This window comes from Fastidiosibacter lacustris (assembly GCF_003428155.1).
Classification (GTDB): domain Bacteria; phylum Pseudomonadota; class Gammaproteobacteria; order Francisellales; family Francisellaceae; genus Caedibacter; species Caedibacter lacustris.
The window spans coordinates 65,578-87,220 of the sequence record NZ_QLIR01000002.1 but is presented as its reverse complement, the minus strand read 5'-3'; the positions used below and the strand labels follow the sequence as shown (position 1 = coordinate 87,220).

Genomic DNA, 21,643 nt, shown 5'->3' with positions numbered 1-21,643 from the left:
CGCTATTTTTGTAGCTTGAAAACGTGCTCTATGCTTTTTCAGAGCTTAATACCAACAAAGTCAAAAAATCCACTACTACTGTATTAAGAGATGTGCACCCAATAGTGGCCAATAAAATATAATTGCAACAATAATCACTAATATACTAGAGATTTTTAGCCATATCCCCCATGCCATTACAGCATGAATTTTAACATGATCAGAGTGAAGCACCAATGCCATTGCCGGAGTACTCACCGGCAACAAAAAAGTTAACCCAGCACCTGTGGCAATTCCAACAGTTATCACTCTTGGATCAATACCGTACTCTAAAGATAATGCTAAGCCTACAGGTAGCAATATAGCGACCGCTGCTGCATTACTCATTACCTCAGTTAGTATAGCTACCAGAACAATCAATGAAACTATAATCAGCAAAGGTGATGAAATCCCTAAATCTATTATCACTTGTACCATTTCATGGGCAGCTCCGGTATTACGTAAGGCAACGCTTAAAGCAATCGCACTACCATACATAATAATAATACCCCACTGCACATCTCTTTCAATCTCTTTCCAGTTGGTAATACGCAAGATAAAAGCCAAAATCACACCCAAAAATGAAATCCAATCTAGCCCCCATGCCGTGCCATAGAAAATCCATAGAAATATTGTAAATAAGACGACCATTAAAGTTAAAACTTCTCTTTTTGTCACCCGTCCAATTTCTTTTTTATGCGCTATTAACTTTTGTCTTGCTAACTCGATATTAGCACCACTTTTATGTGCAATAATCAACACACATATACTTGCAAGGCAAAGCATAACTAACACAATTGGTATTACCCATAAACTCCACTCAAAGAAACCAATATGACTAACGTGTGCCATCTTAGCATTTGTTGCAAAATTATCTTGCAAAATACCTAATGCCAAAGGCGCTCTTGCACCACCTAACAACGTTGCAGTGCCCCCGATCATTGCCCCCCATGCCATTGCCATATAAGCTGCGAATGCAAATCGACTCTTTTTATTCACATTTGCAGCAGTAACAATTTCCAATACAATCGGCAATAACATTGCAACAACGGCATGTTCACTAATGAAAAAAGCCATAGTACTTGAAAGTCCAAAAATCGACATACAAAGACGCTTAGAGCCTTTACCAAATTTAGAAATAATCGTAATCGCTAAACGTTTGCTTAATCCAGAACGCATAACTGGACTTGCTAAAATAAATGCACCCAACACAAAGAAAGTTGCAGAATTACCAAAATAACTATATACATCTTGAGCAAAAATCACACCAGAAGCAGGTAATAAAAACAGAACGATAATACCTGTAATTGCAAGCGGGAAAATATTAATTATCCATAAAAATACCGCAACGCAAAAAACAGCAAACGCATGCTTCCCTGATGCAGAAAATTCACCAAATGGTAAAAAAAGCGCAACAAAATAAATGACCATTGACGCCAGCACACACAGAAAAATACTAGGTAAAGTAGGTAATTGTAACTCTTTTTCACACATGGTGATCATTCCATAAACTACCGTCTATACAAACCTAACTGACAGTGGCATTTTTTTCCAGAAGTTTATGATTAAAAAACAAACTTAGCCATCACTCCTACACCTAGTGTATTATTCTCTGGCTCATACCATCCTTTTTCTGCATTACCATTTGCGATATCTGAAGTTTGTATCTTCCAATACCTAATATAAGGTCCTATCAACCACATCCAACTTCCCTGGTTACGTCCCAATAAAATATTACCATTAGCACCCCAACCTTCACGTTGTTGATTAACAATACCCCCATCTACACTTATGTATTGAATACCTCTGATTAAATAATCAAACTCTAATTTTGATTCAAGAACCAGTTTTTTATGAAGCCAAGTAAACTGTAATCCAATAGGTATATAAAAATAATTTGATGCTCGCAAATAACCATGTGAGTCGTTTGAAGTATCATTATTTAAATAACGATAACCTAATCCTAAAAATGGCGTAACGGTAATTAAAACTTTAGGAAATTGGAATAAATAACCTATCCGTGGCGAAATGCCAAATATAAAACTGTTATCATTATTCATCTGAAAAGGTGTTTGTTGTTTGTCATTCAAACGTCCATCATATTTGCCATTCACAAAACCAAGCTGTCCTTCAATCATCAAAGTGATTCTATTTCGTTCGATATACTGATAACTACCATCAAGTGCAATACTTGGTCCCTTAATACTCATCAAGCCAGGTTCTCTATAGCTATAATAACCAATAGCAGGAGACAACGAAAATTCAGAACAATCTATTTTATCCACCTCACACATTGAATTAACCATAAGAGGACTCAATGACAACGATGCCAATATAAGCGCTTTTTTTACCATATTTTATCTTTCTGACATTAATGATCACAATTGATAGTCTAAATTAGATTTTAATTTTTGAACACGAAAACATGCTTCTAAATCTTTTAGTGCCTCATCAAAGTCATCGTTCACAATAACATAATCATATTCATTTGCATGCGAAACTTCATTCTTTGCGTCTTGCATACGCCTTTGAATAATCTCATCTGAATCTTGACCACGCTTTTTTAAACGCTCATATAAAGCAGAGAGTGAGGGTGGTAAAATAAAAATACTCACACAATTACTTTTAAAATTTTCTCGTGCTTGTGTTGCTCCTTGCCAATCGATTTCTAAAATTACATCTAAACCTTTTTCTGTCAAAACTGAAATCGCATTTTTAGACGTTCCATAGTAATGGTCAAAAACTTGAGCGTATTCAATGAATGCACCTTCCTTAATCATTTGCTCAAATACATCTTTAGACACAAAATGATAATGTACCCCATTTATTTCTAATGGTCGTGGTTTACGTGTTGTATGCGATACACAAATCCCAAGATTGGTTTGATTTTTAATAAATGCTTTAAGTAAAGATGTTTTACCGGCACCTGAAGGAGCTGAAACAATATAAACCTTACCCTGTTGGCTCACACTACACCTATCCTTGCTTAATATTTTTTAACATTGATTCGACATGAGCCATAAACTTTTTACCTAGCACCTTATCACGTGCAGCCAATTCAAAGTTGGCAATCAAGAAACCCAATTTATCGCCACAATCATAGCGTGTACCATCAAAATGGTAAGCAACCAAACGCTGAGATTCAACAAGTTTAGCAATTGCATCCGTTAATTGAATTTCACCACCTGCACCCTTAGGAATTTTTTCCAAATAATCAAATATTTCACCAGGTAGAATATAACGACCTACCACTGCATTCGTCGAAGGTGCACTTTCCGGTTTAGGTTTTTCAACAATCGCTTGGATACTATTATCAGCTCTTGTCTTTACGATACCATAGGAACCTGTGTCTTTTTTAAAAACCTCCTGCACCGCAATTACACCACATTTTTGATAATAATATTGCTCCATCATCTGTAGTAACGCACCCTTGCCATTAGCGTTGTCAATCAAGTCATCTGCTAGTAACACTGCAAAAGGTTCATTGCCTACCAAAGGTTTAGCACAAAGTACGGCATGCCCTAATCCTAATGCTTCTTTCTGTCGAATATAGGCACAATTAACATCAGCAGGCAAAATATTGCGCACAGTTTCCAATAAATCCAACTTACCTTTTTGTTCAAGGTTATATTCCAATTCAAAATTTTTATCGAAGTGATCTTCTATAGCGCGTTTATGGGTACTCGTTACAAAAATAAGCTCATTAATACCCGCCTCTATGGCTTCTTCAACAGCATATTGAATTAAAGGCTTATCTACAACTGTTAGCATCTCTTTTGGTGATGCTTTTGTTGCAGGTAAAAACCTGGTCCCTAAACCCGCAACAGGAAAAACCGCCTTTGTAATCTTCATTTTTTTATCCTTTTAAAATTTTAACCACCAATTTGCTTTACTTTATCGTTGATCCATTGGTAACAATAATTATTTAATTCGTCTATATTAAGCTCAGATGATGAAATCGCCTGACCAATAGAAAGTGTCACCAACCCAGGTTTAATGAGTCCTGCTTTATTTGGCCAAAAGCATCCTGAATTGTGTGCCACAGGAACAACCATTGCTCCTGTTGACTTAGCTAAGGTAATCGCCGTTTTATGGAATTTTGGATAGTTCCCTATAGCAACGCGTGTACCTTCAGGGAAAATCACAATGCTCAAACCAGAATGTAAACGCTCTTTTCCCATTTGCAAGATCTTCTTAAAGGACTTTAGATTTTGTTTCCGATCAATAGGAATACTATCTACCACTTTTAATGCTTGTCCAAATAATGGAATATTTAAAAGCTCTTCTTTTAACACAAAACAAATATTATGAAGTAGTCCATGTAATATTACTGTCTCCCATGATGATTGATGCTTACAAATATAGATACAAGGCTCTTTTAATAAGTTTTCCTCACCTTCAATTCTGACTCTAAGCCACAAAAAAATTACCAATCCCCAGCGCATTAAGGTCGACCAAATTTGAGCAGGAATGAGTCGAATACGAATAGGCAAACACAATAAGCTTAGAATGACTGTTATTAATGCCAAAATAAATGTTAATAATGCGATGTAAATAACAAAAATGATTTGTCTTAACCATAACACACCATGCCATAAAGCGCGTATTAATTTCATAAAATTGATTCCACAAATTGATATAAATTGTCAAAAACAGGTACTTCTTTTAATGCCTCTTGATGCGTAGTAAGTGTTTTGAGTCCCTTACCAGATTTAACCAAAACAGGTATGCATCCTGCATTATATGCAACTTCAATGTCCCTAAAACTATCTCCCACAAAGTAGACTTTTTTATTAAATGGAATTTTGAGTTTTTGACTAATTTCCTCTAGCAACCCAACCTTTGGTTTACGACACATGCACTCATCTTCTGGCACATGCGGGCAAAACGCAATATGCCAAATGGCATCGGCATCTTGACCTAAAAGTGTATAAAGTTTTTGGTGCATTTCATGCAAAGCAAAAAGATCAAACAACCCTCTTGCAATACCTGATTGATTGGTAGCAATTGCCACAGGAATATGATGCTTTTTCAAAAGTTTAATCGCCTCAATGCTTCCTACAATAGGTTGCCATTCATCCTTTGATTTAACATAAGCATCTGAGTCTTCGTTGATTACACCATCGCGATCCAATATCACTAAAGCTGGCTTCTTTTTAAACATTTATAAACGTGCCTACTTGATTAAATATTGACGCTTGGCTTTAATGTCACGCCACTGATCGGCATCCTCAGGTGGCTCACACTTTTCGGTAATATTATCCCACACTTGCGAGAGTTCTCGATTCAACTCAACAAATTCCAGTTGATCTTCTGGCAATTCATCCTCGGAATAAATTGCATTCACAGGACATTCAGGCTCACATAAAGCACAATCAATGCATTCATCTGGATTAATGACCAACATATTTTCACCTTCGTAAAAACAATCTACTGGGCAAACCTCAACACAGTCACCATACTTACATTTAATACAACTTTCTGTTACTACAAACGGCATAATCGACACCCTTAGACTCATGAAAATGAGATTATTTTAACACTAACAAATGTATTTGAAAGTCTTAATTAGTCGTTTGTTCCTGCAACTTTTGCAGCACATAAGCCAACTCTTTAGAAATAACGAAGTTATTACGTACCAAAAGGTTAATCGTCTTTGCTTCAAATTGATCTAAAAACCAACACTTCATCTCAAAGTCATAGATAGCGTTAGCACGCAAATAAATGCTATTTAGTCCTTTTTGAAACTCTCTTTCTAACTTATGCTTTGGTGGCAATTTCACCACAATTCTCTGCTTCTCAATATCATAAACGGCACAACAATCAGCTTTTAAAAACGATATCTGGGTCTGAAAATCACGAATTTGTGCAGGTTTTTGGGTATTTTGCTCCTCTGGTAAGCGATAGTTTTTCTGAGCAAGCGCCTTTTGCAGCTGCTGTTGCAAGCTGTAATTTTGCTCTTTTAGTACGTTTTGAGTTTCTATAAGCTGCAAAATACGGGTTTGAAGACTATAAAAGTTTACTTCCAAATGATCATTTTTTTGACGCAGTTTTCTAAGCTTATGTTCATAATCATGCGTCTTACTTTTAATTTCAGCATCAACAAAATTCTGTAACTTATCTTTAAGGTTTAAAGTAATTTGTTTATGTTCATGCAAAGCACAAGTAAGTAACACTTGATCAATGACATAAGCTAAACCGTTTGGTCTTTTATCCTCAATAATAACCTCTTTTTTGGCAAGCTCACGTGCCTTATCTGGATTTTCTTTAAAAAGCAAAACTTTGTCAGCTACATCAAAAAAAGAATAATGCCCTTGCAAGAGCTTACGCACTTTAGCAATGCTAATTTCTTGCCCGTCTCGTTTTAACATTTGACAAGCTTCATTGATCTGACGTTGGCTTAACATAATATGTCTCTAAATCACTTCATCTTTGCGCTTAGTTAAGACTTCACAACCTAATTCAGTCACAACAAGCGTATGTTCCCACTGTGCAGAAAGGTTTTTATCTTTTGTTACTGCCGTCCAACCATCACGCAAAATCGTCACTTGCTTTTTCCCTGCATTAATCATTGGTTCAATCGTAAAGGTCATTCCTGGTTTTAAGATAGTTTTTAAACACTTATGCTCCTGTGGATTTTTAGAAACATAATGTAAGACTTGTGGTTCTTCATGAAAATTTTGACCAATCCCATGACCACAAAATGCTTCTACTATTGAAAAGTTATGAGATTTGGCATGTTTTTCTATCACGTTTGCGACATCTAACAACATATTTCCTGGTTTTACAATCTCAATGGCTTTTAATAAACACTCATAAGTCACCTCTGTTAAACGTTGCGCCATAATCGATGCACTTTCTTTGCCACCAACAAAAAACATCTTACTGGTATCTCCATGAAATCCTTCTTTAATCACCGTGACATCAATATTTAAAATATCGCCTTTTTTAAGCTTCTTATCCGATGGAATACCATGACATACTACATGGTTTACCGATGTACAAATCGACTTAGGAAAACCTTTATAATTTAAAGGTGCAGGAGTGGCTTTTTGCACATCAACGATGTAGTCATGACAAATTTTATCTAGCTCTGCTGTTGTAATACCAACTGCCACATATGGTTCAATCATTTCTAAAACTTCAGCAGCCAAACGACCAGCAACGCGCATTTTCTCAATTTGTTCAGGGGTTTTTAAAATAATCTTATTGCTCATATTTTCTTAAACTTTAATTTAGAATGTTGATTAGCTTTTATGGATTGATCAGTTATCAATGCCATTCTTTCTCACTTTAATCATCATTTTAGGTACCTAAAATGATGAGGTATCTTTTAGTCTTGCCATAGTAAAACATGCGCATAATATTGTACACTCATTGCATTAAATTTTTCGGCTATTTTAAGTCCCAAAATATGTAAAATTATGGTTTATACTACTTGTGAGTCTCGTTATACTAAGGCATTCTAGCAAAAAGTTTTTTTGTCTAAGGACTTACTAATGAACGTACTACAATCACTCTCAGCAACAAGGTTAAACTTTATTCAAGATTATAATCAAACACAACAGCAATATGATGTAATTATTGCTATTTCTGATGACGAGCAGCAATGGTTAAGTCTACCTCATGGAGAAACGATATATCAGCGCAAAATGTATTATGCGCCACACGACAAGAAAGGCTATTTCACTCAACTACCTAACGCTAGAGGAACTCGAATCATTGTTAAACAAAATCTAGGCGATTGTGAGCTTTACTTATGGTTAAAGGATCTTTCTAAATTGCTTTCTGAGGCAAATGTATTAGAAGCCAAACACATTGCCTTGATTACTAATCACGCAGATAATGTAACAGTAGAAGCATGTGTCCGAGCACTGCTTGCCCACACTCAAAACATGCCTAACTTTAAACGCGATAATAAGCCATGCAATGCTGAAATTGATATCATTGGCGATTATATCGAAAGTGATTTTCTAGAAATTATTGCCAAACATAAAGGCAATGCGTTAGCACGCTATCTTACTATTTTACCTACAAATTATTTAACCCCCGCTATCTATATTGAAATATTAGCCAACATGGCTAAAACAGAAGGTTGGGGATATACACTGTATGACAAAGCACAACTTCAAGATATGGGGGCAGGCGCTTTCAGTGCAGTAGCACGTGCATCAGAAGTCGCGGGCATTGTTAAGCTATCCTATACACCAAGGGAGTTTACTAACACCATTGCTTTAGTCGGCAAAGGTATTTGCTTTGATACAGGTGGAGTAAGCTTAAAGCAACCACAACATATGTATGGCATGAATGATGATATGATGGGCAGCGCGGTTGCAGTTGGCAGCTTGCTATCGTTAAGCATCTTACAAGTACCTTTCCAAGTGCATTGCTATTTGGCGATTACCACCAATAATATTGGTGCAAATGCTTTTTTACCTAATGAAGTCATTACCGCTTTAAACGGTAAAACGATTGAAATTGTTGATACCGATGCCGAAGGACGAATGGTACTATCCGATGCACTCTGTCTTGCTAGCCAGCAAAAACCAGATCTACTGATTGATTATGCAACCTTAACAGGGGCGGCAGTGCGTGCGCTAGGTACTGAATACTCTGCCATTTTCAGTAACAATTATGATTGGCAGCACAATCTCGTCAAATATGGCATAAAATGCGCAGAAAAAGTCTGGCCATTCCCAATGGATAAGCATTATTTAGAAGAACTGAAATCAGATATCGCTGACTTAAAACAATGCTATGTAACGGGTAATGCCGACCATATTCTTGCAGCTAAATTCTTGCAACAATTCGTAGGCAAAGAAATTCGTTGGCTACACATGGATTTAGCTTCTTGCAAACATAAAGGTGGGCTTGCTCCTATTCCAACCGAAATCAGTGGTGTTGGAGTTTGGTACACTTGCGAATTGATTGAACATTTTTTTGCATAACCTACTTCCTCCCATCATCAAATAATGATTAACAATAAACAGTCAATGAAACCTAATTAAGGCTATTCGGCTTACATAGTTGATTTATTTTTGAATATTATTTTAAATATCGGCTTTTATGGTTGATGATGCCATTGATTTTGACATCCTTTACTGCTAGATTCACGATTATTCAAGATTTTAGATAATACAAAATGAACACAAAAAACTTATCCTCATTGATATGGTCAATTGCAGATTTATTGCGCGGTGATTATAAACGCTCTGATTTTGGTAAGGTGATTTTGCCCTTTACGGTTTTAGCGCGTGTTGAGGCAGTTCTTGCGCCGACAAGGCAAGATGTTGTCGATGAATACAACAAACGCAAAGATTTAGGCATTCCGCTAAATGCCATTTTAACTGCTAAGTCGCAAAACACGTTTTATAACACATCGGAATATACATTAGCTAAATTAAAGGCTGACTCTGATAACTTAAGAGCAAACCTTATTACCTACCTTGATTCGTTTAGTGACAATATCAAAGATATTTTTAATCGATTTAAGTTTATAGATCAAATACATTACCTAGATGAAGCAAACTTGCTGTATAAGATCATCGAGCGTTTTACAAAAGAAGATTGCGATTTAAGTCCTGAAGCGGTTTCAAATTATGAAATGGGTAACTTATTTGAGGAGTTGATTCGCAAGTTTGCCGAGGAGTCTAACGAGACCGCAGGGGAGCATTTTACACCACGAGACATTGTACGTTTAGCTACTTCATTAATTTTCAGTGCAGATAATGCGATGTTAACTGATCAAGGCGTGGTACGCTCAATCTATGATCCTACAGTTGGCACAGGCGGTTTTCTAACATCAGCCAGTGAATATATTGCGGAGCTTAATCCCAATGCCCATTTAAAAACTTATGGACAGGAGTTGAATCCTGAGTCCTTTGCCATTTGTAAGGCAGATATTTTAATCAAAGGCGAAGATGCGGACAATATTAAATTTGGCAACACCTTAAGTGACGATCAACTTACGTCTAAAAAATTTGATTATATGCTATCTAATCCACCATTTGGTGTGGAATGGAAAAAGGTTGAAAAGGCAGTAAAAGATGAACATAAGATCCAAGGCTATAACGGGCGTTTTGGCGCTGGATTACCACGAGTGAGTGACGGTTCGTTATTGTTCTTAATGCACCTTATTTCAAAAATGCGTCCTTCACAAGAAGGTGGCAGTCGCATTGGGATTATTCTTAATGGCTCACCCTTATTTACAGGTGGCGCTGGTTCAGGGGAGTCTGAAATCAGGCGTTATGTGCTTGAAAATGACTTGTTGGAAGCCATCATTGCTTTACCTACGGATATGTTTTTTAATACGGGTATCTCTACTTATATCTGGATGTTAAGCAATAAAAAATCACCTGAGCGCAAAGGTAAAGTGCAACTAATTAATGCTGCAGATAAAGGTAGCCCCATGCGCAAGTCATTGGGATCTAAACGTAAATACTTAGATGAAGATGTTATTGCTGACATTGTTCAAGCGTATGGCAACTTTGAACAAACTAAGACAAGTAAGTTATTTGATTATACTGAGTTTGGTTTTAGACGGGTAACCATTGAGCGACCATTAAAGCTTGCCTTTTACCCAAAAGACGAGAACAACATCAATGCGCTTAAAGAGGATAACGCGTTTTTGAAGCTTAAAGATGAACAACAACAGGAAATATTGAATGCCTTAACAAGTTGCAAAAAAGAAGAGTACTTATCGCGAGATCAATTTATAAAAGACCTAAATGTCAAGCTGACCGCAGCACAATTTAAATTACTGCAAAAACATTTCTCTCAAACCAATGATAATGCTGAAATCTGTGTTGATAGCAAAGGCAACCCCGAGCCAAATACTGACTTAAGAGATTATGAAAATATCCCATTACAACAGGATATCTATGATTACTTTGAAAAGGAAGTCAAACCGCATGTAGCAGATTCCTGGATTGATGAGAGTAAACGCGATGAGAAGGATGGTAACATTGGTATTGTTGGTTATGAGATCCCATTTAATCGTTACTTTTACGAGTATAAACCACCACGCGCGTTAGCAGAAATTGACGCAGAATTAGATGCAGTTACCAAAGAGATATTAGCGCTTTTGGGCGAGGTGCATTCATGAGGTGCTTGCATTTTCGGATCCTTGCGAATATACTTAGGGGCAACATAGCCGCTATGCCTCTGATTCACGCACACTTTAGCGGCTTTTGCGTTTTAAGGGAAACATAAATGGCCCAATTTAGATTAACGGCTAAAATGGCAAGCAGGCTTAAAATAATGGACTTGCCACAATCAAAAGAGCAGTCTTTACCTTTTTATGATGATTGGGCAGTTGATTTGTTAAAAATCCAACGCAAAGATGTTGCCGTGTTTATGCACGTTAACACGCGAGTCACATTAGCTATCCCATTGTTTGAAATAGGTGGTGCAAAATATCTCTTTGATTCGCTGCCAGCAATGATCGAATGGGCGATTAATGAGCTTGAAATTCCAAGGTTTGAAGACTACGGTTGCCAGATTCGTGATTATTTTGAGCCACAGTTAAAGCAGCTTGATTTTTGTAAAACGGATAATCGCAGTGTGACGACACATCTCAATCAATTTAAACAAATCCTAGAGTTTGAATGTTTCCGCCATGGTGAAGTGAGTCAAATAGTTTGTAATAAAACAATGGATTACTGGCAAAGTGCCTTAATCACCAACCCACATACTAAAAAAGAGTACACTAAACCAATTGCGCTTTGGCAGTCGTATCTTGATGGCGATTGCATTAATGAGGGCGAAAATGTCGCTGGTATTGATAATGTGATTCCCTTTCCGCAAGGAGACAAGCAGTGAGTGGTAAACTGAAGCCTTATCCAAAATATAAAGAGAGTGGTGTTGAGTGGTTGGGGGAAGTGCCTGAGGGTTGGGTGGTTATTGGATTCAAGAAAATGATGGAATCAATAGTTGATTATAGAGGTAAGACCCCTGAAAAGCATACTGAAGGAATTTTCCTAGTTACAGCAAGGAATATTAAAAAAGGTAAAATTGATTATACACTTTCACAAGAATATATTACTGCTAACGATTATTCAGAGGTTATGTCTAGAGGTCTTCCTCAGATTAGTGATGTGGTTTTTACTACAGAAGCACCATTGGGTGAAGTTGCAAATATTGACAATGAAGAAATTGCATTAGCGCAACGAATTATTAAGTTCAGAGGGCGTTCAAATCAACTTTGTAACTATTTTCTTAAATATTTCATAATGTCATATTCATTTCAAGTTAGCCTATATTTGTATGCATCTGGGTCAACTGCCCTTGGGATTAAAGCTGAAAGGCTGTGCTACCTTTTTGGATTATTGCCACCACGCCAAGAACAAACCACCATCGCCAACTACCTAGACCAACAAACCACAAAAATAGATAAGCTTATTGAGCACTATCAAAAGCTAATTGCACTTTCCAAAGAAAAACGCACAGCTTTAATTACCCATTGTGTGACCAAAGGCTTAGATCCAACGGTTAAAATGAAAAATAGTGGGGTTGAGTGGTTGGGGGAGGTGCCTGAGCATTGGGTTGTTCAAAAAATGAAATATTCTTTAAAGATAAAAAATGGTCAAGACTATAAAAACATACAAACAGATACAGGAGGATACCCTGTAATGGGTTCAGGAGGTGAATTTGCAAGAGCATCTAATTATCTGTATGAAGGAGTTTCTATTTTATTTGGAAGAAAAGGTACAATTGATAAACCTTTATTAATTAATGGTAAGTTCTGGACAGTAGATACAATGTTTTATTCAATTATCGAAGCAAACCGTAACCCTAAATTTATCTTCTATAGATCTACGGTAATAAATTTTGATTTCTATTCTACCAGTACTGCCCTTCCTAGTATGACGCAGGAGGATTTAAATAACATAACTATAGGTTTACCTTCACTTCAAGAACAAACCGCCATAGCCAATTATCTAGACCAACAAACCGCTAAAATAGACCAAACCATTACCAAAGCTGAACAGGCAATTGAGCTACTAAAAGAAAAACGTACTGCCTTAATCACCGCTGTGGTCACAGGCAAAGTTGACGTAAGGGAGTGCATTTGATGTCGATTGAAAATCAATCTCAATTTATTATCTATCAGACTGAATCAGGTAAAACCAAAATAGAAGTGCGCTTGCAAGATGAGACCGTTTGGCTTACTCAAAAAAGCATGGCTGAGTTATTTCAAGTTGCAAAATCAACTATTAGTGAACACATTAAACATATCTATGAAGAAGATGAGCTTGAACAAATTTCAACTGTTCGGAATTTCCGAACAGTTCAATTTGAGGGTGAGAGACAAGTAAATAGGGCTGTTGATTATTATAATTTGGATATGATCATCTCAGTGGGATATCGGGTTAGATCTCATGTTGCAACAAGATTCCGCCAATGGGCAACTAATCAATTAGCAGAGCAAGCTTATGATACATTTCATGCCAATGAGATAAAGCATAACGATCAGCGGTTAAGTGATTTTGATAAGGTCATTGATCAATTACCAAAGGGAAGAGGCAAGAAATGAGTACAAAACATCACGAGAAAAAAATGGAACAGCAAGTTGTTTTAGATATGTGCATACCCGAATGCGGCTGGGTTGAAGGTGTTTCAAGTCGTTATGATAAATCTTTGGCGTTATACACAGAGGATTTACTCGATTATATTAAAATGACACAATCTGAAGCCTATGAGAAATATCAACTACGCTTTAAAGATAAAGCAGATGATGAAATTACCAAACTTGTTGCTAAAAAAATTCATGATAAAGGTGCTTTGCATTATTTGCGACATGAAATAAAAGCACATCCAGCAAGATTAAAACTATGCCAATTTAAACCGCAGTTACATAATGAGACTTTGGAACGTAATTATCATGCCAATATTTGTCGCGTAGTCAGGCAAGTATTTTATTCTGAAAATAATAAAAATAGCATTGATTTGGTGTTATTTGTCAATGGTATCCCTGTTGCGACCATCGAGTTAAAAACCGACTTTACGCAAACGGTTGAAGATGCCATTGAGCAATATAAATCAGATCGTTTACCAAAAGATAAGCCGACACGTAAAGATGAGCCATTGCTTACTTTCAAGCGTGGTGCGTTGGTGCATTTTGCAGTGAGTACCGATGAAGTGTATATGACGACTAAGCTTGAAGGCAAAAATACCTTTTTCTTGCCTTTCAACAAAGGTCATAATGGCGGTAAAGGCAATCCGCATAAACCAGAGGGCTTTGCAACTGAATATTTATGGCAGGAAGTTTTAAGCAAAGAGAGTTTGCTCAATATTTTAGCTAAATTCATGCACCTTCAAGTTGAAGAAAAAACAACGGCTGAAGGCGTTATCAAGAAAAAAGAAGCGTTAATTTTCCCGCGTTATCATCAGCTTGATGTGGTTAGGAAATTACTAGAGGTCGTGCATGTTGAAAAGGTTGGTCAGAAATATTTAATCCAGCATAGTGCTGGCAGTGGCAAGTCTAACTCTATTGCATGGCTTGCGCATCAATTATCATCATTGCATAGTAATGAAGGCAGGCGTTACTTTGATACCGTAATTGTAATTACCGATCGCACGGTTTTGGACAGTCAGCTACAACAAACGATCAAACAATTTGAGCAAGTTGACGGCTTAGTGGTACCTATTGAGAGAAACTCGGACTTTCAAAGCAAATCTAATCAGCTTGCTGTCGCCTTAAAAGATGGTGCTGCCATCATTCCTGTGACGATTCAAACCTTCCCTTTTGTGTTGGAAGAGATACAAAAAACAACCACATTAAAGGACAAAAACTTTGCCATTATTGCCGATGAAGCGCATTCATCTCAATCAGGCAAAACAGCGCAAAAAATGAAGGAAGTATTAAATGCTGAAATGCTTGATGATGAGATGAGTGCTGAGGATGTATTAAATGCAACTCTTGAGAGTAAAGGCAAACTAACCAATATCAGTTTTTTTGCATTCACTGCTACACCAAAACACAAAACGATGGAGCTGTTTGGACGACCTGCAAACCCAAATAACCCCACAAGCAAGGACAATCCGCCATTGCCATTTCATGTATACACGATGCAACAAGCCATTGAAGAAGGATTTATTCTCGATGTTTTGAAAGATTATACAACCTATGAAACCGCGTTAAAGATTATCTCAAAAGATGGCGAGCGTGAAGTAGAAACCAAGCAGGCAAAAATCAAACTTAAGCGCTATACCACTTTACATCCTTATGCGATTGCACAGAAGATTGACATTATTCTTCACCACTTTGCCACTTCAATTAAATCATTATTAAACTACCAAGCCAAGGCAATGGTGGTTACCTCCTCACGCAAGGCCGCGGTAAGATATAAAATTGAGTTTGATCGCTTTTTAGAAAAAAATAAAGGTAATCCACTTTTTGATAACGTTGCAGCAATGGTTGCTTTCTCTGGTAAAGTTAATGATGATTATCAAGGGGATGAAAAGGAATATACTGAGCTCAATATGAATCCTACATTAAAGGGGCGTGATATGCGTGATGCCTTTGATACGGATGATTACCAAGTCATGCTTGTTGCTAATAAATTTCAAACAGGCTTTGACCAACCAAAGCTTTGCGCTATGTATGTTGATAAGAAATTAAGTGGTGTTGATGCTGTACAGACATTATCACGCTTAAATCGCACCTATACCGGCAAAGATCATGTTTTTATCTTAGATTTTGTCAATAAAGCTCAAGATATAAAAGAAGCGTTTGAGCCATACTATAAGGCGGCTGAAATCACCGATGTAACTGATGAAAATTTAGTGTATGAGCTTTATGAAAAGCTTGATGAATATGGTATATTTACCACACTTGAAATAAATGCTTATTCGGCAGTATTTTATCAGCACAAGAACCTTCAAAATCTAATGAGTGCTGCCATTAAGCCCGCAGCAGATAGATTTAAAGGGCGTTATAGACAGACTATTGAGGCAATCAAGCACGCACAACTTGAGCTTAATCGCGCAAAGGATTCTAATGATGAGATTGCTATCAAAAATGCAAACTCACAGCTAAAAGAAGTCTCAGAAGCCAAAAATTACTTAGATGTGTTTAAAAAATCGTTATCAACCTTTATCAGAATGTACGACTTCTTGTCTCAGGTGCATGATTATAATGATATTGAACTAGAAAAATTCTCAAGTTATGCGCGTGGCTTGTTGCCAAATTTATATACCACTGAACTAGCACCTGAGGTTGATATTGGCGATGTGGTACTTACTAACTACAAGCTAACTAAACAGGCAACCCAAAGCATTGACTTGAAAGGCAGCAAAATAGATGCCATTAACCCAGGTCAAGCTAAAGCACGAGATCAGAAAACTGAAGTTTTGAGCAAAATTATCGATCAATTCAATAAGCTATTTTCGGGGGACTTTAGTGATGAAGATGCTATCAATTTTGTGACCAGTGTTAAAGATAAAGTGAAAAAAGATGAAAAAACCATGGCACAAATTCATGCTAACGATAAACAGCGCGCAATGGAGGGAAGTTTGCCGCAATCAGTAGAAAGAGCTGTTGTAGATAGTCTACGTACTCATACGGATTTAAGCATGCAAGCGCTAGGACAAAAAGAAAAAATGGCATTAATTACTTCTTTGATTGCAGATATGATTTATTCTGAAAAGGCAGACAGTGGGCAACTTACAACTAAGTGATATTCGTGTCATTAATATTAAAAAGGATGCTGATCATACATGCCATATCAATGCTGAAATAGTCATTGATCCGACCACCTGTAAATCCTGTAATACTGGTAAGCTGATTAAAAATGGCAGCAAAACAACACTTTATCGTGACATTCCATTACATGGGTTGTTTGTTGGTATTTATCTTAAGCGTAGACGCTATAAATGCAAAGACTGTGGTGCTACCTTATATCAGCACTCGTGTGAGATGCACGAAAAAGCATTGATGACAAATCGATTGCACGAGTATATTTATAAAAATGCGTTCAATAAGACTTTCCAATCTGTTGCGGATGAAATTGGTCTAGATGAGAAAACGGTAAGAAGAATATTTAAAGAATCATTAACGCCAGAAATAAATAGCTACAAACCAATTACACCAACAATACTTGGTATTGATGAGGCACATCTGATTGGAAAAGCTCGATGTGTGATTACAAACGTTAAAGAAAAATGCCTTATTGATATGCTTGTTGATCGCAATAAAGTGACACTGTCAAAATACATTAGTAACTTACCTGATAGACATAAAATCTCTGTCGTCTCAATTGATATGTGGCGCCCTTACCATAGTGTTGTGAAAGCGCTTTTACCACACGCTGTTGTTGTCATTGATAAATTTCATGTCGTCAAATTAGCACAAGAGGCGCTTGAAAAAGCAAGAAAATCAATTGAGTCTGCCTTATCACACAAAGAGAGAAAACAATTAAAGAATGATCGTTATTTATTATTGAAGCACCAACGTGATTTATCTGAGATGGAAAAAATTATATTATATGACTGGTTTGGTAAATTCCCTCAATTAGAACAGGTTTATGTTCTAAAAGAAGCTTTCTTTTGTATTTTTGAGTTATCAGATAGAAAAAAAGCATTAGCAGCGTATGACACTTGGCTCACTCTTATTGATGATAACGTTAAAGTATTTTATGAGTTAGTGGCAAAAACCGTGAGCAACTGGAAGGATGAAATCTTTAATTACTTTTACTATCAATATACTAATGCCTGTACTGAGGCGATCAATGGTTTGATTAAATTGATCAATAAAAATGGGCGTGGATATTCATTTGATGTTCTAAGAGCAAAAGCAATACTTAGCTTACAGTCACGGAAATACAAAGAACGAAAGACATTTAAAAGATACACTCAGTTTGAGCAAAAATCTCAAGATGTTTAAGAAAATGATCAACAATATTTTGGACAGGATATATCAACCTTATATGCCGCATACAAAAATCATTTGATGAAATCAACTACTTAAGCCGAATAGCCAATTTTCCCACAAGTTAAAAAGGTGTAGTTTACTCTTTTAGAGTGGTTTCTGACACATTAGATGATTCATTGTTTCTTGGTCTATTTGCTATAGTTTGCTTTTCCTCTTTAGGAACATAACTATCTCCCCAGTCACCTGGTTCTCTGACTTCACGACGCGCCATTAAGTCATCTACTTGCATTGAATCAATCGTTTCATATTTCATCAACGCCTCTGCCATAGCATGGAGAATGTCAACGTTCTCACGTAGGATTTTTTCTGCCCTTGCATAATTTTCATCAATCAAGCGACGTACTTCCTCGTCAATATCTAACGCGGTTTTATCTGAGAAATGTTTAGGGCTTTTACTCATACTTTGCCCTAAAAATGGTTGCTGATCATCCTCGTCAAACAAGATTGGTCCCATCTTGTTTGATAACCCCCATTTTGTAACCATGCTTCTAGCAATATTAGTTGCAACTTGAATATCATTTGAAGCTCCAGTTGTCACCTTGTCATAGCCAAAAATAAGCTCTTCTGCAATCCGCCCACCAAAGATGCTCGATAATCGACTAAGTAGTTGTTCACGCGATTGACTGACTTGATCACCATCTGGTAAATACATTGTAACGCCTAATGCGCGTCCTCTAGGGATAATGCTCACTTTATACACAGGATCATGATCTGGCACCAAACGACCAACAATAGCGTGTCCTGCTTCATGATACGCAGTTAAGCGTTTTTGCTCATCACTCATTGCCATAGAACGGCGTTCTGCTCCCATTAAGATTTTGTCTTTCGCCTTTTCAAACTCCTCCATTCCAACAATTTCTTTGTTGGAACGTGCAGCAAAAAGAGCAGCTTCATTGACCAAGTTAGCAAGCTCAGCCCCTGAGAAACCAGATGTGCCGCGCGCAATCCAATCAACACGCACCTCCTCGCCAACTGCTACTTTACGCATATGTACTTTAAGAATCTGCTCACGACCTTTGACACTTGGTAAACCAACCGTTACTTGTCTGTCAAAACGACCAGGACGCAATAACGCAGGATCTAAAACATCAGGACGGTTAGTTGCAGCAATGACAATCACACCTTCATTATCGGCAAAACCATCCATTTCAACGAGCATTTGGTTTAACGTTTGTTCACGCTCATCGTGTCCACCTCCTAGACCTGCGCCACGATGACGTCCAACAGCATCAATTTCATCAATAAAAATAATACAAGGTGCACGTCTTTTTGCTTGTTCAAACATGTCTCGAACTCGAGATGCGCCAACCCCAACAAACATTTCAACGAAATCGGAACCTGAAATTGAGAAAAACGGAACTTTAGCTTCACCTGCAATCGCACGCGCTAATAGCGTTTTACCTGTCCCAGGAGGTCCCACCATTAATACACCTTTAGGAATTTTACCGCCAATTTTTTCGTATTTAGCCGGATTTTTTAAGAAATCCACAATTTCACTGACCTCTTCTTTTGCTTCATCGACACCAGCGACATCAGCAAGTGTAACCTTAATTTGGTCTTCACCTAAAAGCTTGGCCTTACTCTTACCAAATGAAAAAGCTCCACTTTTGCCACCGCCTGCACGCATCATCAGAAAAATAAAGAAACCAGCAATCAATAAAAGTGGTAGCCAATTAAATAAAAATGCCAATAGTAAACTTGGTTTCTCAGGCGCTTTAGCTGAAACCTCCGTATTCTTACTCAGCATTTGATCAACAATGCTTTGATCAAGTAATGGAGCATAAGTTGTAAACTTTTCTCCTGTATCCGTCGTACCGATAAAAGTACGTCCATCAACCATGACCGATTGAATGCTGCCACTATTAAGTTGTTGAATAAAGCTTGAGTACTTCATCGCTGTTGATGAATCTGTCTTAGTACTCATATTGCTAAAAATAAACACTAATCCAATGGCAATAAGCCCCCAGAACAGTGCATTTCGCAAAAATTCATTTTTCTTCATGCAAGTGTAATCCCTATTGATTTAGTCTGTTTTAACCTTTGTAATCTGACCACTTAGGTAGTTCTGACTGCATATTATAATATATCACCCACCTTGTCGCGATGACTTCACAACAAAAATTTGCAATCTCTCTTAATGCCTCAAACCATAGCATATAAAAACTGAACTCTACAATTATAATTCAGCAGATTTACCGAATTGGCATATCACTACACCGAAACAGCTCTAAATCATGCTCCTTAGTCGCCAACTGCTTGGAGGCATCTCTTAATGCGGTGCGCACACCTTCTTCAATAACAGGATGATAAAATGGCATCGTCAAAACTTCATCAACTGTCATCTGATTGGCAATCGCCCATGCCAACAGATGTGCCAAATGCTCTCCTTCAGGAGCCTGTAGTTCTACACCTAACAACTTACCATCTGATTTTCTGGCATAAAGATGCAATAGACCCTGTTCTTTTGATTTAACGATACTGCGCCCTTGCCCTTCAAAGCTAACTTTACCTATGACAAAATCTATATCACTACTGATGATTTCTTGGTAACGCATGCCGACTGTTGCAATATTAGGATCGCTGAATGTAATTGCTAAAGCTACGCGTTTTGTAAAACATTGACTATCTGCACGCACAGCGTTAAAGCCTGCGATCCTACCTTGGTCTGCTGCTTCATGTAATAGCGGACGCTGAGCATTACCATCACCAACTAAATAAATATGTGGTTGCTGCTGTAGTTGATAGGTTGTTTCGCTATAGCGTGGAATGCCTTTATCTAATGACAAGCCCAATACCTCAAGCTTAAGCTGGCTTAAGTTAGGAGTGCGTCCCATTGCTAGTAATGCCTTATCAAATAATTTAATTTTGCCTTCTATTTCAACTTGCAGCTTATCATTGTGATCAATCCCAATCAGGTTCGCGCCATTAAAAGAAATATTGAGCTGTTCTACATATTTAGATGCCACATATTCCTGAATGACAGGATCACTTAAACCACCTATACTTTTACCTAATCCAACCAACGTCACATCAATACCTAACTTAGCTAAAGCCTGTCCTAATTCAATACCAATAATCCCTAGTCCAATAACCACCATCCTTTCGGGTAAATCTTCAAGTTCGAAAAACTGGTTAGTATCAATAATATGACGGTTAAAAACTTGCCATGATTTTGGTATAATTGGCTTTGATCCCGTTGCTACAATAATTTTTTCTGCTCTTATTTTCAGACCGCTTTCTGTTTGCAAAGTATGGGAATCAACAAAATGTACATATTCATTGATGAGTTTCTCTTGTTGCCATCCTTGCATATCAGTTATAACACCTCGAACAAACCTATCTCTTAATTTACGTACAAATTGCATTACCTGATGATGATCTACTTGTAAATACTCTGCCCCGTAGATTCCCTCACTGGTAAACACTTTCCGACGATCAAAGTCATTTGCCGCTTGAATCAGTACTTTCGATGGCATACAGCCAACACGTGCGCAAGTAGTACCCATATAACCCCCATCAATTACAACATAATCATCCGTTACTTGTGCAACTTGAGCTCTGGCTGAAAGTCCTGCAGTCCCTGCACCAACTATTGCCACTTTTACATTTTTCATGATCTTAACCTTTAATAAACAGTTCTTAATTTGTCACTGATAGTATCAAACCCATAGAACAAATTAAAATATATTATTA

18 protein-coding genes are annotated in these 21,643 nt (G+C 37.3%); 7 read left to right on the top strand and 11 right to left on the bottom strand.

Annotated features, from left to right (window positions below; all coding sequences use genetic code 11):
- Positions 1-75: 75 nt before the first annotated feature.
- The 9 genes from DNJ77_RS01680 to map form a co-directional block, all read right to left on the bottom strand.
- Positions 76-1,512: an SLC13 family permease gene (locus DNJ77_RS01680; protein ID WP_116963267.1), complete on the bottom strand. Its 1,437-nt coding sequence runs from the start codon at positions 1,510-1,512 to the stop codon at positions 76-78.
- Between the two features lie 71 nt (positions 1,513-1,583).
- Positions 1,584-2,372: a hypothetical protein gene (locus DNJ77_RS01675; RefSeq protein ID WP_116963266.1), complete on the bottom strand. Its 789-nt coding sequence runs from the start codon at positions 2,370-2,372 to the stop codon at positions 1,584-1,586.
- Between the two features lie 24 nt (positions 2,373-2,396).
- Complete coding sequence (gene gmk / locus DNJ77_RS01670) at positions 2,397-2,987, bottom strand: guanylate kinase (RefSeq protein WP_116963265.1); 591 nt, start codon at positions 2,985-2,987, stop codon at positions 2,397-2,399.
- Between the two features lie 7 nt (positions 2,988-2,994).
- Entirely contained in the window at positions 2,995-3,870 is an 876-nt protein-coding gene (gene galU / locus DNJ77_RS01665; protein WP_116963264.1) for a UTP--glucose-1-phosphate uridylyltransferase GalU, read from the bottom strand.
- A 20-nt stretch (positions 3,871-3,890) separates the two neighbouring features.
- Positions 3,891-4,634, bottom strand: coding sequence for a lysophospholipid acyltransferase family protein (locus DNJ77_RS01660; protein WP_116963263.1), 744 nt, complete (start codon positions 4,632-4,634; stop codon positions 3,891-3,893).
- Positions 4,631-5,182 carry a D-glycero-beta-D-manno-heptose 1,7-bisphosphate 7-phosphatase gene (gene gmhB, locus DNJ77_RS01655; protein ID WP_116963262.1) on the bottom strand — a complete coding sequence of 184 codons (552 nt, stop codon included), beginning with the start codon at positions 5,180-5,182 and terminating at the stop codon, positions 4,631-4,633. The genes DNJ77_RS01660 and gmhB overlap by 4 nt, the downstream gene beginning before the upstream one ends.
- A 12-nt stretch (positions 5,183-5,194) precedes the next feature.
- The gene (fdxA, locus tag DNJ77_RS01650) at positions 5,195-5,518 is read right to left on the bottom strand and encodes a ferredoxin FdxA (RefSeq protein WP_116963261.1); all 324 of its coding nucleotides are present in this window, start codon (positions 5,516-5,518) and stop codon (positions 5,195-5,197) included.
- A 64-nt stretch (positions 5,519-5,582) separates the two neighbouring features.
- On the bottom strand, positions 5,583-6,425 hold the full coding sequence (locus tag DNJ77_RS01645) for a hypothetical protein (protein ID WP_116963260.1): 843 nt from the start codon (positions 6,423-6,425) through the stop codon (positions 5,583-5,585).
- A 9-nt stretch (positions 6,426-6,434) separates the two neighbouring features.
- Positions 6,435-7,235, bottom strand: coding sequence for a type I methionyl aminopeptidase (gene map / locus DNJ77_RS01640; RefSeq protein ID WP_116963259.1), 801 nt, complete (start codon positions 7,233-7,235; stop codon positions 6,435-6,437).
- 282 nt (positions 7,236-7,517) lie between these two features.
- On the opposite strand from map, the gene DNJ77_RS01635 reads away from it, so the two are divergent.
- The 7 genes from DNJ77_RS01635 (at position 7,518) to DNJ77_RS01605 (ending at position 17,902) form a co-directional block, all read left to right on the top strand.
- Complete coding sequence (locus tag DNJ77_RS01635; protein WP_116963258.1) at positions 7,518-8,966, top strand: M17 family metallopeptidase; 1,449 nt, start codon at positions 7,518-7,520, stop codon at positions 8,964-8,966.
- Positions 8,967-9,160: 194 nt separating this feature from the next.
- Positions 9,161-11,122, top strand: coding sequence for a type I restriction-modification system subunit M (locus DNJ77_RS01630; RefSeq protein WP_116963257.1), 1,962 nt, complete (start codon positions 9,161-9,163; stop codon positions 11,120-11,122).
- A 107-nt stretch (positions 11,123-11,229) separates the two neighbouring features.
- Positions 11,230-11,838 (top strand): DUF6933 domain-containing protein, encoded by a 609-nt coding sequence (locus DNJ77_RS01625; RefSeq protein WP_116963256.1) that lies wholly within the window; start codon positions 11,230-11,232, stop codon positions 11,836-11,838.
- Positions 11,835-13,091, top strand: coding sequence for a restriction endonuclease subunit S (locus DNJ77_RS01620; RefSeq protein ID WP_116963255.1), 1,257 nt, complete (start codon positions 11,835-11,837; stop codon positions 13,089-13,091). Before DNJ77_RS01625 ends, DNJ77_RS01620 begins: the two co-directional genes overlap by 4 nt.
- Positions 13,091-13,552 (top strand): virulence RhuM family protein, encoded by a 462-nt coding sequence (locus tag DNJ77_RS01615; protein WP_116963254.1) that lies wholly within the window; start codon positions 13,091-13,093, stop codon positions 13,550-13,552. Before DNJ77_RS01620 ends, DNJ77_RS01615 begins: the two co-directional genes overlap by 1 nt.
- Positions 13,549-16,698: a type I restriction endonuclease subunit R gene (locus DNJ77_RS01610; protein ID WP_116963253.1), complete on the top strand. Its 3,150-nt coding sequence runs from the start codon at positions 13,549-13,551 to the stop codon at positions 16,696-16,698. The genes DNJ77_RS01615 and DNJ77_RS01610 overlap by 4 nt, the downstream gene beginning before the upstream one ends.
- Positions 16,676-17,902, top strand: coding sequence for an ISL3 family transposase (locus tag DNJ77_RS01605; RefSeq protein WP_157966548.1), 1,227 nt, complete (start codon positions 16,676-16,678; stop codon positions 17,900-17,902). The genes DNJ77_RS01610 and DNJ77_RS01605 overlap by 23 nt, the downstream gene beginning before the upstream one ends.
- A gap of 124 nt (positions 17,903-18,026) precedes the next feature.
- On the opposite strand, the gene ftsH is transcribed toward DNJ77_RS01605, so the two are convergent.
- Positions 18,027-19,952, bottom strand: coding sequence for an ATP-dependent zinc metalloprotease FtsH (gene ftsH, locus DNJ77_RS01600; protein ID WP_116963251.1), 1,926 nt, complete (start codon positions 19,950-19,952; stop codon positions 18,027-18,029).
- A gap of 190 nt (positions 19,953-20,142) precedes the next feature.
- A complete protein-coding gene (locus DNJ77_RS01595) occupies positions 20,143-21,564 on the bottom strand; it encodes a dihydrolipoyl dehydrogenase (protein WP_116963250.1) in 1,422 nt (473 codons plus the stop codon).
- Between the last annotated feature and the right edge of the window lie 79 nt (positions 21,565-21,643).